The following is a 15,270-nucleotide window of genomic DNA, read 5'->3' on the forward strand; positions in this document are numbered from 1 at the left end:
CAGCCGTGTGGAACGCCCGCCCGGTGCCAAGGGAAGAACCTTCGTTAGCGTATTCCAGGATATTTATGAGCAAGAGTACTGCTGAGATCCGTCAAACGTTTCTCGATTTTTTCCATAGTAAGGGACACCAGGTTGTTGCCAGCAGCTCCCTCGTACCCCATAACGATCCGACGTTATTGTTTACTAACGCCGGGATGAACCAGTTTAAAGACGTTTTCCTTGGACAAGACAAGCGCAGCTACTCGCGTGCCACCACGTCGCAGCGTTGCGTGCGTGCCGGTGGTAAACATAATGACCTGGAAAACGTAGGCTATACTGCGCGTCACCATACTTTCTTTGAAATGCTGGGTAATTTCAGCTTCGGCGATTATTTCAAGAAAGAAGCGATTGCTTTTGCATGGGAGCTGTTGACGTCAGCGCAGTGGTTTAACCTGCCGAAAGAGCGCCTGTGGGTGACCGTGTACGAAACCGATGATGAAGCCTGGGATATTTGGGCCAATGAAATTGGCGTGCCCGCTGAGCGCATTATCCGTATCGGTGATAATAAAGGCGGCGCTTACGCTTCAGATAACTTCTGGCAGATGGGCGATACCGGACCATGCGGCCCGTGCAGCGAAATTTTCTACGATCATGGCGACCATATCTATGGCGGCCCGCCGGGCAGCCCGGAAGAAGATGGCGATCGCTATATCGAGATCTGGAATATCGTCTTTATGCAGTTTAACCGTCAGCCTGACGGTACGATGCTGCCGCTGCCTAAACCTTCTGTTGATACCGGCATGGGTTTGGAGCGTATTTCTGCGGTGCTGCAGCACGTTAACTCTAACTATGAAATCGATCTGTTCCAGAAGCTTATTGCTTCTGTGGCAGAGGTCACAGGCAGTACCGACCTCAGCAATAAATCGCTACGGGTTATTGCCGACCATATTCGTTCCTGTGCTTTCCTGATTGCCGATGGCGTAATCCCTTCAAATGAGAACCGTGGCTATGTGCTGCGTCGTATCATTCGTCGTGCGGTGCGTCATGGCAACATGCTGGGCGCTAAAGGTAGCTTCTTCTATAAGCTGGTTGGCCCGTTGATTGAAGTGATGGGCAGCGCTGGTGAAGATCTGCAACGCCAGCAGACACAGGTAGAGCAGATTCTTAAAACTGAAGAAGAGCAGTTTGCTAAAACGCTGGAGCGTGGTCTGGCGCTGCTGGATGAAGAGCTGGCGAATCTGCAGGGCGATACGCTGGATGGCGAAACCGTTTTCCGCCTGTACGATACCTTCGGCTTCCCGGCAGACCTGACGGCTGATGTGTGCCGTGAGCGTAATCTGAAAATTGATGAAGAAGGCTTTGAGCAGGCAATGGAGCGTCAGCGTCAGCGCGCTCGTGAAGCCAGCGGTTTTGGCGCTGACTACAGCAATGTTATCAGCATCGATTCCGCTTCATCTTTCAAGGGGTACGACAACCTTGCGTTAAAAGCCGCTATAACTGCCATCTATGTTAACGGCCAGCCGGCAGATGAAATCACCGCCGGAGAAGAAGGGGTGATTGTACTCGATGAGACGCCGTTCTATGGCGAATCAGGCGGGCAGGTAGGCGATACCGGCGTGCTGAAAGGGCTTAACGCTGAGTTTAACGTAAGCGATACGCAGAAATATGGTCAGGCTATTGGTCACACAGGCAAGCTGATCTCTGGTCACCTGCGCATTGGCGATCGACTGGATGCTCAGGTTGACGAGGCGCGTCGTGCGCGCATTCGCCTGAACCACTCAGCCACGCATCTGTTACATGCTGCGCTGCGTCAGGTTCTGGGAACGCACGTTGCTCAGAAAGGCTCGCTGGTAAACGATAAATATCTGCGATTCGATTTCTCGCACGCCGAGGCGATGAAGCCGCAGGAGATCCGTGAGGTTGAGGACATCGTTAACGCGCAGATCCGTCGTAACCTGCCGGTTGAGACCCATATCATGGATCTCGAAGAGGCCAAAGCGAACGGTGCAATGGCGCTGTTTGGCGAGAAATATGATGCGCGCGTGCGCGTACTCTCAATGGGCGACTTCTCGACCGAGCTGTGTGGCGGCACGCACGCCAGCCGCACGGGGGATATCGGCCTGTTCCGTATTACCTCTGAATCAGGCACGGCCGCAGGTATTCGTCGTATCGAGGCGATAACGGGCGAAGCGGCGCTGGCGCAGGTCAACGCGCAGGCTGAGCAATTGCATGATATCGCGCAGCTGGTTAAAGCCAACAGCAGTAATCTGAATGAAAAAGTGCGTGCTATGATCGATCACGCGCGCGCGCTGGAAAAAGAGTTGCAGCAGTTAAAAGATCAGCAGGCGGCTCAGGAAAGCGCTTCGCTGAGCAGCAAAGCCAAAGATATCAACGGTATAAAATTATTGGTCAATGAGCTGAGCAATGTCGATCCTAAACTGTTGCGAACCATGGTTGATGAGTTAAAAAATCAGCTGGGCTCGGCAGTGATCGTCCTGGCGACGGTAGCAGACGGGAAAGTTTCTCTGATTGCCGGTGTAACAAAAGATCTTACCGACCGTGTTAAAGCGGGCGAGCTGATTGGTGCGGTGGCGCAGCAGGTTGGCGGTAAAGGCGGTGGACGTCCGGATATGGCGCAGGCGGGTGGTACGGATGCACAGGCGCTGCCTGCTGCGCTGGCCAGCGTTGAGTCCTGGGTGTCTGCTAAACTGTAAGGGATAAAAAAGCAGTGCGGAAAGCGCCGTGGATAGCCTCCGCTGGCGCTTTTTAATGCAAACCGTACTCTGTAATAACAAAGTCAGGTTGCGGGTAATGATTTCGGCTAAACTAACTATCAGCAGAATGTATTAGCGTGACAAGATGCGTTGATGTATTTGTCATCATCTACGTTTAGCGCTATATGATGGATAATGCCGGGGACCCGACAGGCCCGACTCTTTTAATCTTTCAAGGAGCAAAGAATGCTTATTCTAACTCGTCGAGTTGGTGAAACCCTCATGATTGGCGATGAGGTGACGGTAACGGTACTGGGAGTGAAAGGTAATCAGGTTCGTATTGGTGTGAATGCGCCAAAAGAAGTTTCAGTACACCGTGAAGAAATCTATCAGCGTATCCAGGCTGAAAAGAGCCAACCACAGTAAAAGCTATACCGAATCCCGCGCCTCGCTCTCATTACCGCGAGGCGCAATGTTTTTCCCGCCCTGTTTTTTTCTCTGTTGTTTTCCCCTGATTGTGAACTGTCTCCTGTTTCGCTGTTGATAAATCACTCTTTTTGTCGGCAAAATACGCGAATTGCGTGGCTTTTGTGCAAACAAACATTTGTTGGGAAAAATTGTTTGACTTATAAGTGCGGGAAAGTAATATGTGCGCCACGCAGTGCCGATGAGCGGAAACAAAGTTCAGCAGCACAGTTCGCAAGAACGCGTAAGGTGAGATGGCCGAGAGGCTGAAGGCGCTCCCCTGCTAAGGGAGTATGCGGTCAAAAGCTGCATCGAGGGTTCGAATCCCTCTCTCACCGCCATTTAATGATGCATCCGTAGCTCAGCTGGATAGAGTACTCGGCTACGAACCGAGCGGTCGGAGGTTCGAATCCTCCCGGATGCACCATCTCCAGGAAGTAAAGCGATACAGTGTTAGCAGCCTGTGTCACGGTGAGTTGTCAGCACCCTGTGTTATACAAGAATTTGTAATGCATCCGTAGCTCAGCTGGATAGAGTACTCGGCTACGAACCGAGCGGTCGGAGGTTCGAATCCTCCCGGATGCACCATTTTCTCTGAAGCGTTAACGTCTTCTTTAGTATTTCCTCAGGTCAGTTGCAGTTCCCCCTGTTTTTCCGATGCATCCGTAGCTCAGCTGGATAGAGTACTCGGCTACGAACCGAGCGGTCGGAGGTTCGAATCCTCCCGGATGCACCATCTTCAGATTTTCTCCTCTGTTTATTCTCTGGTACCTCTCTTCACACTCTTGCGTTACCCTTTATTCTCTCGCATTACTTTTTATTCTCTCGCGTTACCTTACAAATTTTCCTGTTGCGTTTTCTCATCACCTTCTTTAGCGACCCCCGTACGACCTCATTCAGGTTCCTGAACTCTCTGACCTTTTTCTGATTCCTAAATTTCCCAATAGATTCAAAGCATTTGCTGTTCATTGCTACCGGCGACAACCCGCATACTTTACGTTAAAGTAAAGGGGCATTTATTCACAGCCGGGAGAGGATATGTACGATCGCTATGATGGTCTGATTTTTGATATGGACGGTACACTCCTCGATACCGAGACGACTCATCGTCAGGCCTGGGATCGAGTGCTGACGCGTTATGGTTTGTCGTTTGATGAACAGGCGATGATTGGGCTGAATGGCTCACCAACATGGCGTGTGGCGGAATTTATCATTGCCAGCCATCAAGCCGATCTGGATCCTTTCCAGCTGGCTGCTGAAAAAACAGCCGCCGTGAAAACCATGCTTTTTGACAGCGTTCGTGCTTTGCCGCTTATCGAGGTGGTGAAAGCTTATCACGGGCGCAAGCCTATGGCGGTGGGGACCGGCAGTGAACATGCAATGGCCGATGCTTTGTTGCAGCATCTGCATCTGCGTCATTATTTTGACGTTATCGTTGGTGCTGATGATGTAACGCGCCATAAACCTGAACCCGACACTTTTTTGCGCTGCGCTGCGTTAATGGGCGTGGATGCTGAAAAATGCGTGGTGTTTGAAGATGCCGACTTTGGCCTGCAGGCAGCGCAAGCCGCCGGTATGGCTGCGGTAGATGTTCGCTTATTGTGAATGACATTCTGAGTTACGGTTCGTTATTTGCCAGCAGTTTTTTGAGCGCCACGCTGCTACCGGGTAGCTCTGAGGTGCTGCTGGTTACGTTACTACTGGCAGGGAATTTGCCGGCATTAGGTCTGATTTGTGTCGCAGCCGTGGGGAACACGCTCGGCGGATTAACAAACGTTGTTATTGGTCGCTTACTGCCGCCAAAGCAGGGGCGATGGCATAACACAGCAATGGCGTGGTTGCGTCGGCTTGGTCCTGCAGCACTGTTATTCAGTTGGTTACCGCTGATTGGCGATCTGCTGTGTGTACTGGCTGGCTGGTTGCGTTTCTCATGGCTCCCGGTAGTGCTGTTTTTGGCTATTGGCAAGACTCTGCGTTACGTAGTGGTCGCGACCGCAACTTTACAGGGCATGGCGTGGTGGCATTGATTCCTTCAGGATCGGGGCTACGGTAAACATTATGCTAAACAAAAATAAATTATTCTCTGAGCGGGAGGTCACTTTGATCCCGGACGTATCACAGGCGCTTTCCTGGCTGGAAGCACATCCTGACGCCCTGAAAGGTATTGGTCGTGGCATTGAGCGTGAAACGCTGCGTGTCAGGCCAGACGGTAAACTCGCGACCACCGGTCATCCGGCGGATCTTGGCGCAGCCTTGACCCATAAATGGATTACCACTGATTTTGCTGAATCACTGCTTGAGTTTATTACACCCGTCGATCGCGATATCGATCATCTGCTGGCGTTTTTACGCGATATACATCGTCATGTCGCCCGCGAGTTAGGTGAAGAGCGTATGTGGCCTTTCAGTATGCCCTGCGTGATTGAAAACAGCGATGCTATCCAGCTGGCACAATATGGCAGCTCGAACATTGGACGTATGAAAACGCTCTATCGCGAAGGTCTGAAAAACCGCTACGGCGCGCTGATGCAGACTATTTCCGGCGTGCATTACAACTTCTCGCTACCGCTCTCTTTCTGGCAGGCGTGGGCTGGCGTTAAAGATATGGAAAGCGGCAAAGATGTCATCTCTGCCGGCTATTTACGCTTGATCCGTAACTATTATCGCTTTGGCTGGGTTATTCCCTATCTGTTTGGCGCTTCGCCTGCGGTTTGTTCTACTTTCCTGCAGGGGAAAGAGAGCAGCCTGCCTTTTGAGCGCAACGAGCGCGGTATGCTCTGGCTACCCTATGCTACCTCGCTGCGCTTAAGCGATTTGGGGTATACCAATAAATCGCAGAGCAATCTGGGCATTACGTTTAATACCCTGAACGGCTATGTCGAGGCGTTGAAAAAGGCGATTAAAACCCCTTCTGAAGAATATGCGCGTATGGGCGTAAAAGATGAAGAAGGGCGCTGGTTACAGCTTAATACCAACGTGCTGCAGATAGAAAACGAACTCTATGCGCCTATTCGTCCCAAACGCGTTACGCGTTCTGGCGAGGCGCCGTCTGATGCGCTGGCGCGCGGCGGCATTGAATATATTGAAGTGCGTTCGCTGGATATTAACCCTTTCTCACCGGTTGGTGTGGATGAAACGCAGGTGCGCTTCCTGGATCTGTTTCTGATCTGGTGTACGCTGGCAGACGCGCCGGAAATGAGCAGCGCTGAACTGCAATGCACGCGGCAAAACTGGAATCGCGTTATCCTTGAAGGTCGTAAGCCGGGTCAGACCATCGGCATAGGCTGTGAAGATACCCGCCAGCCGTTAACGATGGTGGGCAAAGCGCTGTTTGCCGACCTGAAACGCGTAGCGGAAGTTCTCGATAGCCAGTCGGGATCGCCAGATTACCAGCAGGTGTGCGATCGCCTGGTCGCCTCTTTTGACGATCCTGAGTTAACCTATTCTGCGCGCATCTTACAGACGATGCTGGATAACGGCATCAGCGGAACCGGGCTGGCGCTGGCCGAGCAGTATCGTCAGATGCTGACGGAAGAGCCGTTGCAGGTATTAACCGGGGAAGACTTCACTCAGGAAGCGATACGCTCACGTCATGCGCAGCAGGAGCTGGAAGCGGCAGATACCCTGAGTTTCGCTGAGTTTTTGGCGAGCAAGAAAGGATAGAAAAGAAAATGGCCACAATCACTGTGGCCAAACTAACATCTCTGTTGTCAGGGATGATGATAACAAATGCGCGTCTTTCACTTATTCAGACGCACGGCGAACAGAAAAGTTTCATCGTTCACAAAAAAATTTTTAGCTGAGGTAACGATATGCCATTACTGGACAGTTTTACCGTTGATCATACCCGTATGGCCGCGCCGGCAGTACGCGTCGCCAAAACCATGAATACGCCTCATGGCGATACCATCACGGTATTTGATCTGCGTTTCTGCGTACCCAATAAAGAAGTTATGCCGGAACGCGGTATCCACACGCTTGAGCATCTGTTCGCAGGCTTTATGCGTAACCACCTGAATGGCGACGGCGTAGAAATTATTGATATCTCTCCGATGGGATGCCGCACCGGCTTTTATATGAGCCTGATCGGTACGCCTTCCGAGCAGCGCGTAGCTGATTCATGGAAAGCGGCGATGAATGATGTGCTGAAGGTCAATGACCAGAATCAGATCCCGGAACTGAACGAATATCAGTGCGGGACCTATCAGATGCACTCGCTGGATGAGGCCAAAGATATTGCCCGTCACATCATTGAGCATGACGTACGCGTTAACCACAATGATGAACTGGCGCTGCCGCAGGATAAGCTGAAAGAGCTGGAAATTCACTAAGCGTAAAGCATAAAAAAGGGCCGCATTTGCGGCCCTTTTATTGGCGGCGAATCAGGAGCCAATACTGGATTGCAGCGGCTGTTGAGGCGTTACCCTTATCTGCTTCACCATATTGTCCTGCACATCAAGAATATCGATATCATAGTTATTTATCTGGATGCGCGTGCCTGCCTGCGGGATCTCTTCCAGCTCTTCCAGCAGCATGCCGTTAACCGTACGCGCCTCTTCCTGAGGTAAGTGCCAGTTAAATGCTTTATTGATTTCCCGCACGTTAGCCGTGCCTTCAATCAACACCGAACCATCGCTTTGCGGCATCACTTCTTCAGCCAGTGAAGGAGACATGGAGGTTGTAAAATCACCTACAATCTCTTCCAGAATATCTTCGATGGTAACCAGTCCCTTGATATCGCCATACTCGTCCACCACCAGCCCAACTTTCTTCTTGTTGCGCTGAAATTTAACCAGCTGCACGTTAAGCGGCGTGCCTTCCGGCACGTAGTAAATTTCATCAGCAGCGCGCAGCAGGTTCTCTTTGGTGAACTCTTTTTTCTCGGTCATCATGCGCCACGCTTCGCGTACGCGCAGCATAGCCACGGCGTCGTCCAGCGAGTCACGATATAATACGATGCGTCCATGAGGAGAGTGGGAAACCTGGCGTTCAATGGATTTCCACTCATCGTTGATATTGATGCCGACGATTTCATTCCGCGGCACCATGATGTCATCCACGCTCACCTTTTCCAGATCCAGCACCGACAGCAGCATCTCCTGGTGACGGCGCGACATAAGCGAGCGGGATTCATACACAATGGTGCGCAGCTCATCTTTATTCAACGCTGAACTGATTGAACCGTCCGATTTGATGCCAATCATACGCATCAGCAGGCGGGTAATGGTATTTAGCAGCCATACCAGCGGCATCATGATAATTTGCAGCGGGCCAAGCAGCAGGCTGCTGGGATAGGCAACTTTTTCCGGATAAAGCGCGGCAATGGTTTTTGGCAGAACTTCCGCGAAAATCAATACCGCAAAAGTCAGTATGCCGGTGGCAATGGCGACGCCTGCGTTACCATACAGGCGCATCCCAACGATAGTGGCGAGCGCTGAGGCGAGGATGTTGACCAGGTTGTTGCCGATCAGCACCAGGCTTATCAAACGGTCTGGTCGTCGCAGTAATTTCTCCACGCGACGTGCGCTGCGGTTGCCGTTTTTCGCTTTATGGCGTAGCCGGTAGCGGTTAAGGGTCATTATGCCGGTCTCGGAACCGGAAAAGTAAGCCGAGACCAGAATCATCACGACCAGCGTAATAATCAGTGTGGTGGTTGAAACGTGTTCCAACGCGAAATCCTTTTATCAATCAGTGAGTGAGCAGATGCTGTAGTACGCGGCTGCCGAAGTAAGACATGGTCAACAACAGCGCACCACCACAGTTAAACCAGACGACGCGGCGTCCACGCCAGCCTTCATGATAGTGTCCCCAGAGCAAAACGATATAAACAAACCAGGCCAGAATCGACAGCACGGCTTTATCCACGTTTTCGGGGGAAAAGAGATTATCCATATAAAACAGGCCAGTACAGAGTACCAGCGTCAGCAATACGACGCCAACCTGCGTGATATGAAACATTTTGCGCTCGATGGTCATCAGCGGCGGTACATCGTTACTGAAGGCTAAGCGCTTATTTTTCAGCTGGTAATCGATCCAGGCCAGCTGCAGCGCGTAGAGTGCGGCGATAATCAGCGTGGCATAGGCAAAAAGCGCCAGCCCGATATGGATCATCATGCCAGGTGTGGTTTCCAGATGCGTAATAAACGCATTCGGCACGAAGGTCGCAAAGGCGAGATTGATAAGCGCAAAGCTATAAACAATCGGCAGCAGCAGCCAGCCACGATTACGCGAAGCGACAATGGTCATGATGATGCAGATCAGCAAACTTACCAGCGAACCAATGTTCAGCAGGCTAAGGTTTTGAGCGCCATTAACGAAGATGCGCTGCTGAAGCGCCACCGCATGCGCCGCCAACGCCAGCGTTGCCGACAGAACGGCCATGCGTCGCCAGGCGCCGTTATTCCGCAGCAGGCTGGGAATGATCAGAGCAAGGCTAAATGAGTAGGCAAAGAGCGCCAGAATCGCGAAAGCAGACATAGAATGGTCAAATATCGGAAAGATGAAGAAAAACGCAGTATAGCGCCAGCCGGAGTTTGCTCCAAACGTTCTCATTGTGGATTGCAGAGATCGCCAATGCTTCGTGTTATAATCCACCACATTGTGTCGCCCAGGCGGCTCTGTTTTATCTTGAGCGAGAGACAATGTTTGATAATTTAACCGATCGATTGTCGCAAACCCTGCGCAATATCAGCGGCCGCGGAAGGCTGACCGAAGAAAACGTCAAAGAAACCCTGCGTGAAGTGCGCATGGCGCTGCTGGAGGCGGACGTTGCGCTGCCGGTAGTGCGTGAATTTATTAACCGCGTAAAAGAGCGCGCGGTTGGGCACGAAGTGAATAAAAGCCTGACGCCGGGTCAGGAGTTTATCAAAATTGTGCGTAATGAGCTGGTTGAGGCGATGGGATCGGAAAACCATGCCCTTAACCTCGCCGCGCAGCCGCCAGCCGTGGTGCTGATGGCCGGCCTGCAGGGTGCGGGTAAAACCACCAGCGTTGGTAAGCTCGGTAAGTTCCTGCGTGAAAAGCACAAGAAAAAAGTGCTGGTTGTTTCTGCCGACGTCTATCGTCCGGCGGCGATCAAGCAGCTGGAAACGCTGGCACAGCAGGTAGGCGTGGATTTTTGCCCGTCTGACCTGAGCCAGAAGCCGGTTGATATCGTTAACAACGCGCTAAAAGAAGCAAAGCTTAAATTCTACGATGTGCTGCTGGTGGATACCGCCGGCCGTCTGCACGTAGATGAGGCCATGATGGATGAGATCAAACAGGTACACGCCGCGATTAATCCGGTGGAGACGCTGTTTGTGGTCGATGCCATGACCGGTCAGGATGCGGCAAACACGGCGAAGGCGTTTAACGAAGCGCTGCCGTTAACCGGCGTTATTTTGACCAAGGTCGACGGTGATGCTCGCGGCGGTGCGGCGCTCTCTATTCGTCATATCACCGGCAAGCCGATTAAGTTTATGGGCGTCGGTGAAAAGACCGAAGCGCTGGAGCCGTTTTATCCCGATCGTCTGGCGTCACGTATCCTCGGCATGGGCGACGTACTGTCGCTTATCGAAGATATTGAAAGCAAAGTCGATCGTGCCCAGGCAGAAAAACTGGCGAACAAGCTGAAGAAAGGCGACGGCTTTGACCTGAATGACTTTCTGGAACAGCTAAAACAGATGCGCAATATGGGCGGTATGGCCAGCCTGATGGGAAAACTTCCCGGAATGGGGCAACTGCCGGATAACGTTAAGTCGCAGATGGATGACAAAGTACTGGTGCGCATGGAGGCGATGATCAACTCCATGACGCGCAAAGAGCGTGAAAAACCTGAGATTATCAAGGGGTCACGCAAGCGTCGTATCGCCGCAGGTTCCGGTATGCAGGTGCAGGATGTCAACCGTATGCTCAAGCAATTCGACGATATGCAGCGCATGATGAAAAAGATGAAAAAGGGTGGCATGTCAAAAATGCTGCGTGGAATGAAGGGCATGATGCCACCGGGCTTTCCGGGGCGTTAAGCCGTTCCAATGTAAAGTCCCGACAGCTTGCTCACTTTAGATTGCTTTTTGCGCCAAAATGAGTAAAATTTTCGGGCTTTTTATACGACACCCGGGCCCCGTTCCTCGATGGGGCCCGGTTGTTTTATTAACTGAAGAGGATGTTATGGTAACAATTCGTTTGGCACGTCACGGCGCGAAAAAGCGTCCGTTCTATCAGGTTGTCGTTACTGACAGCCGCAACGCACGCAATGGTCGTTTCATTGAGCGTGTAGGCTTCTTCAACCCGATCGCATCTGGTCAGGCTGAAGCACTGCGTCTGGACCTGGACCGTATTGAGCACTGGGTTGGCCAGGGCGCTACGCTGTCCGATCGCGTTAACGCGCTGATCAAAGAAGCTAAAAAAGCAGCTTAATCTGTCACGGTGGTTAGCATGAGCAAACAACTCGCCACACAGCCTCCCGTTAATCCCGTTACGTTGGGAAAAATGGGAGCGGCCTACGGCATTCGGGGTTGGCTCAAAGTGTTTTCTTCCACCGAAGATGCCGACAGCATCTTTGACTACCAGCCCTGGTTCATTCAACGCGCCGGTAAATGGCAGCAGATTGAGCTGGAAAGCTGGAAGCACCACAATCAGGACATCATCATCAAAGTCAAAGGCATTGATGATCGTGATGCGGCGGCTCAGTTGACTAACTGTGAAATTTTAGTCGACTCCACGCAGTTGCCGAAGCTGGAAGAGGGTGATTACTACTGGAAAGACCTCATGGGTTGCAAAGTAGTTACCGTTGACGGCTATGAAATGGGAAAAGTCATTGATTTGATGGAAACCGGCTCAAACGACGTACTGGTCGTGCAGGCAAACCTGAAAGATGCGTTCGGTGTGAAAGAGCGGTTAATTCCGTTTCTTGATGAACAGGTTATCAAGAAAGTCGATCTCACTACCGGCACCATTGAAGTAGATTGGGATCCTGGTTTTTGACCTCCGAACAAAACGGTAATCCAACGGCGTGCTCTATGTGGATTGGTGTAATTAGCCTGTTTCCAGAGATGTTTCGCGCTATTACCGACTACGGGGTAACTGGCCGGGCAGTAAAAAATGGCCTGCTCAGCGTCCAAAGCTGGAGTCCGCGTGACTTCACGCATGACCGGCATCGCACCGTGGACGATCGTCCTTATGGCGGCGGTCCGGGGATGTTGATGATGGTACAACCCTTACGGGATGCCATCCACGCAGCGAAAGCGGCGGCGGGAGAGGGCGCTAAGGTGATTTATCTGTCACCTCAGGGGCGCAAGCTCGATCAAGATGGAGTTTGCGAACTGGCAACGCAGCAGAAGTTAATTCTGGTTTGCGGACGCTACGAAGGGATCGATGAGCGCGTGATCCAGACTGAAATCGATGAAGAATGGTCGATTGGGGATTACGTACTCAGCGGTGGAGAGTTGCCAGCGATGACGTTGATTGATTCAGTTGCCCGGTTTATACCTGGTGTGCTGGGCAAGCAGGCGTCAGCCGAAGAAGATTCGTTTTCTGAAGGTTTGCTGGACTGTCCGCATTATACCCGCCCTGAAGTGTTGGAAGGGCTGGAGGTTCCGCCAGTATTACTGTCGGGCAACCATGCTGAAATTCGCCGTTGGCGCCTGAAACAGTCGCTTGGCCGTACCTGGCTTAGAAGACCTGAACTTCTGGAAAACCTGGCTCTGACTGAAGAGCAAGCAAAGTTGCTTAGCGAGTTCCAGCAGGAATTCAGCGCGCAACAAAACTATGATGCGGAAGGCTAGCCTTCCGATAAGATCAGTTTACCCAGGATAAGAGATTTAATTATGAGCAACATTATCAAGCAAATCGAACAAGAGCAGATGAAGCAGGACGTACCTTCTTTCCGTCCGGGTGATTCCGTGGAAGTGAAAGTATGGGTCGTTGAAGGTTCTAAAAAGCGTCTGCAGGCATTCGAGGGCGTGGTTATCGCTATTCGTAACCGCGGTCTGCACTCTGCATTCACTGTTCGCAAAATTTCCAATGGCGAAGGTGTTGAGCGTGTATTCCAGACTCACTCACCGGTCATTGACAGCATCACCGTGAAACGTCGTGGTGCCGTGCGTAAAGCGAAACTGTACTACCTGCGTGAGCGTACTGGTAAAGCAGCTCGTATCAAAGAGCGCCTTAACTAAGAGCTCGCGTAAGCGACATCTTAAAGTTAATAGCAATAAAGGGGTTAGCATCAAGCTAGCCCCTTTTTTTATGCGCAAAAAAGTGTGGCTCTTTAGCCAGCTTCGCTAATTCATTGCGCCAGCCGACAGTTGTATAAAAAATGTCATAAACGGCGGAACCTCTTATGCCCGCAGTCTACACAAAGGGAATCGTGTATTAGTTGTACTGATGTTCTTTTCACCAGATTAAACACGAGTTTGAACTAACAACCTTCAGCAATCGGCGTGGCGATGACCTTATCGCAACCGAATCCTTGTTGATTTAACTCTGGAGTCTATCGAACATGACTAACGGCATTCAGCGTCAACCGGCGGTGCAAAATTTTTCCCGTCCAATCAATAACCAGACCGATGCTGCAGGCAGCAGCCAGACACAGGGCGTGCGTAGCCACGGGACCAGCGCTGCCGGGCATGCAGGCACTGTAACGGCAGCAGGAGGCGTTGATGCACAACGCCAGAAGAACATCACCGAATTGAAAAACCTGATGAAGGAATTTTTCACCGCCGGTGAAGGAATGGAAGCGCTGATTGATTCGCGCGCCACCGAACTGCACGAAATGGGTTACAACCCGGACAGCGCCCGCAGCGTACTGACGAAAGGCAAGAAGCTTGATGCTGCTACCGATGCAGCTCTGGGCGCGCTGGGCGCGGTTGCCTTTGCAACCTCCTCTTTTCCGGCAGAAGCACTGGCAAAAGTAGCGAACAACTACTTTGGTTTTCCCCCAGGCACGCTGACCGCTGAGGCGGTTAACGGTGCCATCGGCGGAGGCACGGCCATGGTACTGAAATCATTCTGGGACAAGGTATCGGCCAATGCGCAGCATGATGCGAAATGGATGGATGCTAATATGGATAAACTGGAGCCGGCAATGCAGGAAACGGTCAAACATCGCGAAGGGTTGGGCCACAATATGAAACAGGCACTATTGGGCGGAACCGGTTATAACGCACGCAATGTGATTACCGGCACGGTAGCAGCCAGCGTAGCCGGGCTGTCAGAGAAACAGATCTATGCGGCTAATACAGCAACCAGTACGCCGCTGACCGTGGCGGCGGGCGCTCTTAGCGGGTACGTACAGAACAAAGCAAATAATCTGCATGGTCCTGAGTTTCTGCTGGGACGCACCGACTGGAAAGAGCGCTTCAGGCAGCTTGATGACACTCAGGTTATGGATCAGGTTGTAAAGGGCGGCGCAAAACGGTTAGCGGACGCTGCGCAGGGTTTGGTTTCTCCACGCCAACTCGCCAAAGGTGGCATGAATATTTTGTCAGGCAATATGGTTGCCGAAACGATGGCGCTTGGCGCTGGTCTGGCGGGCGTGAATAGTCTGCGCAATATGACCCGTCATGCAATGGAGAAAGAGACGAGCAATATTAACGTGCAGCAGGCAGTCGAGCAGTTGGTTAACCTTTTTGGTGCTGCCGCTGCTTATGCCGGTCAGGGCGTCGCGGGAACCATCGCCGGTAAGCCCGTCGACACCAATGAGCAGGCGATAGACAGCTTCTTTGATAAGCATCCCGCGCTGGATATCAATAATAGCCGACGCAAGGATAACGCCGCTGAAAACGCGGCAACCGGTAATCCGCTAACGGCAAGCGCGTCAGGGCAGGGCGGAACAGCGGCTACCGACAATGATAACGCGCCAGCCGATCAGACAGTGGATATTCCTTTGCGCCCGCTAACCCAGTCAGGTAATCAGGCGATCGCTTCCTCTTCACGAGCCGATAACGCATCCCAGCAAAGCCTTGATAGCGCTTTTGTCGCCCGTCCAAAAAGTGCCAGCAGTCAGGAAAGCTTTCAGTCAGCCATTAGCAGAGCAAGTTCTCCTGAGGAGTTAAGCGCGCTTCAGGCACAGCAAAAAATTGCCGCAGCGTCAGGTGAATGGCCGTTAAAAAATACGTGATGAGCAGGCGGGCAG

Annotated in this window: 14 protein-coding genes and 4 tRNA genes; 16 read left to right on the top strand and 2 right to left on the bottom strand. The window is 51.9% G+C overall.

The window, feature by feature from the left end; all coding sequences use genetic code 11:
• Nucleotides 1–65 precede the first annotated feature (65 nt).
• From alaS to luxS, 10 genes are all read left to right on the top strand, one after another.
• Nucleotides 66–2,693, top strand: coding sequence for an alanine--tRNA ligase (gene alaS, locus ACQE3Z_RS10345; RefSeq protein ID WP_426973722.1), 2,628 nt, complete (start codon nucleotides 66–68; stop codon nucleotides 2,691–2,693).
• A 246-nt stretch (nucleotides 2,694–2,939) separates the two neighbouring features.
• The gene (gene csrA / locus ACQE3Z_RS10350; protein ID WP_038624529.1) at nucleotides 2,940–3,119 is read left to right on the top strand and encodes a carbon storage regulator CsrA; all 180 of its coding nucleotides are present in this window, start codon (nucleotides 2,940–2,942) and stop codon (nucleotides 3,117–3,119) included.
• Between the two features lie 287 nt (nucleotides 3,120–3,406).
• Nucleotides 3,407–3,499, top strand: a tRNA-Ser gene (locus ACQE3Z_RS10355).
• A gap of 9 nt (nucleotides 3,500–3,508) precedes the next feature.
• A tRNA-Arg gene (locus tag ACQE3Z_RS10360) sits at nucleotides 3,509–3,585 on the top strand.
• 84 nt (nucleotides 3,586–3,669) lie between these two features.
• A tRNA-Arg gene (locus ACQE3Z_RS10365) sits at nucleotides 3,670–3,746 on the top strand.
• A gap of 71 nt (nucleotides 3,747–3,817) precedes the next feature.
• Nucleotides 3,818–3,894, top strand: a tRNA-Arg gene (locus ACQE3Z_RS10370).
• 302 nt (nucleotides 3,895–4,196) lie between these two features.
• On the top strand, nucleotides 4,197–4,763 hold the full coding sequence (gene yqaB / locus ACQE3Z_RS10375) for a fructose-1-phosphate/6-phosphogluconate phosphatase (protein ID WP_426973723.1): 567 nt from the start codon (nucleotides 4,197–4,199) through the stop codon (nucleotides 4,761–4,763).
• Complete coding sequence (locus ACQE3Z_RS10380) at nucleotides 4,760–5,185, top strand: YqaA family protein (protein ID WP_250650724.1); 426 nt, start codon at nucleotides 4,760–4,762, stop codon at nucleotides 5,183–5,185. Before yqaB ends, ACQE3Z_RS10380 begins: the two co-directional genes overlap by 4 nt.
• A 31-nt stretch (nucleotides 5,186–5,216) precedes the next feature.
• Entirely contained in the window at nucleotides 5,217–6,821 is a 1,605-nt protein-coding gene (gene gshA, locus ACQE3Z_RS10385) for a glutamate--cysteine ligase (protein WP_426973724.1), read from the top strand.
• Nucleotides 6,822–6,970: 149 nt separating this feature from the next.
• A complete protein-coding gene (gene luxS, locus ACQE3Z_RS10390; protein WP_085070468.1) occupies nucleotides 6,971–7,489 on the top strand; it encodes an S-ribosylhomocysteine lyase in 519 nt (172 codons plus the stop codon).
• A 51-nt stretch (nucleotides 7,490–7,540) separates the two neighbouring features.
• Here luxS and ACQE3Z_RS10395 read toward each other — a convergent pair whose 3' ends face one another.
• Nucleotides 7,541–8,827 carry an HlyC/CorC family transporter gene (locus tag ACQE3Z_RS10395; protein WP_426973725.1) on the bottom strand — a complete coding sequence of 429 codons (1,287 nt, stop codon included), beginning with the start codon at nucleotides 8,825–8,827 and terminating at the stop codon, nucleotides 7,541–7,543.
• A 19-nt stretch (nucleotides 8,828–8,846) separates the two neighbouring features.
• Nucleotides 8,847–9,635, bottom strand: a complete 789-nt coding sequence (locus ACQE3Z_RS10400; RefSeq protein WP_085072295.1) for a cytochrome C assembly family protein — start codon at nucleotides 9,633–9,635, stop codon at nucleotides 8,847–8,849.
• A 164-nt stretch (nucleotides 9,636–9,799) separates the two neighbouring features.
• On the opposite strand from ACQE3Z_RS10400, the gene ffh reads away from it, so the two are divergent.
• From ffh to ACQE3Z_RS10430, 6 genes are all read left to right on the top strand, one after another.
• Entirely contained in the window at nucleotides 9,800–11,161 is a 1,362-nt protein-coding gene (ffh, locus tag ACQE3Z_RS10405) for a signal recognition particle protein (protein WP_085070472.1), read from the top strand.
• Between the two features lie 145 nt (nucleotides 11,162–11,306).
• On the top strand, nucleotides 11,307–11,555 hold the full coding sequence (rpsP, locus tag ACQE3Z_RS10410) for a 30S ribosomal protein S16 (RefSeq protein WP_033739514.1): 249 nt from the start codon (nucleotides 11,307–11,309) through the stop codon (nucleotides 11,553–11,555).
• 18 nt (nucleotides 11,556–11,573) lie between these two features.
• Nucleotides 11,574–12,122 (top strand): ribosome maturation factor RimM, encoded by a 549-nt coding sequence (gene rimM, locus ACQE3Z_RS10415; protein ID WP_085070474.1) that lies wholly within the window; start codon nucleotides 11,574–11,576, stop codon nucleotides 12,120–12,122.
• 35 nt (nucleotides 12,123–12,157) lie between these two features.
• Nucleotides 12,158–12,922 carry a tRNA (guanosine(37)-N1)-methyltransferase TrmD gene (trmD, locus tag ACQE3Z_RS10420; RefSeq protein ID WP_085070476.1) on the top strand — a complete coding sequence of 255 codons (765 nt, stop codon included), beginning with the start codon at nucleotides 12,158–12,160 and terminating at the stop codon, nucleotides 12,920–12,922.
• Between the two features lie 42 nt (nucleotides 12,923–12,964).
• On the top strand, nucleotides 12,965–13,312 hold the full coding sequence (rplS, locus tag ACQE3Z_RS10425) for a 50S ribosomal protein L19 (protein WP_085070477.1): 348 nt from the start codon (nucleotides 12,965–12,967) through the stop codon (nucleotides 13,310–13,312).
• A 323-nt stretch (nucleotides 13,313–13,635) separates the two neighbouring features.
• Nucleotides 13,636–15,255, top strand: coding sequence for a hypothetical protein (locus ACQE3Z_RS10430; protein WP_426973726.1), 1,620 nt, complete (start codon nucleotides 13,636–13,638; stop codon nucleotides 15,253–15,255).
• Nucleotides 15,256–15,270: the final 15 nt, after the last annotated feature.

Origin of the sequence: Pantoea sp. FN0307, assembly GCF_050113815.1 — a bacterium.
Taxonomy (GTDB): Bacteria; Pseudomonadota; Gammaproteobacteria; order Enterobacterales; family Enterobacteriaceae; genus Mixta; species Mixta alhagi.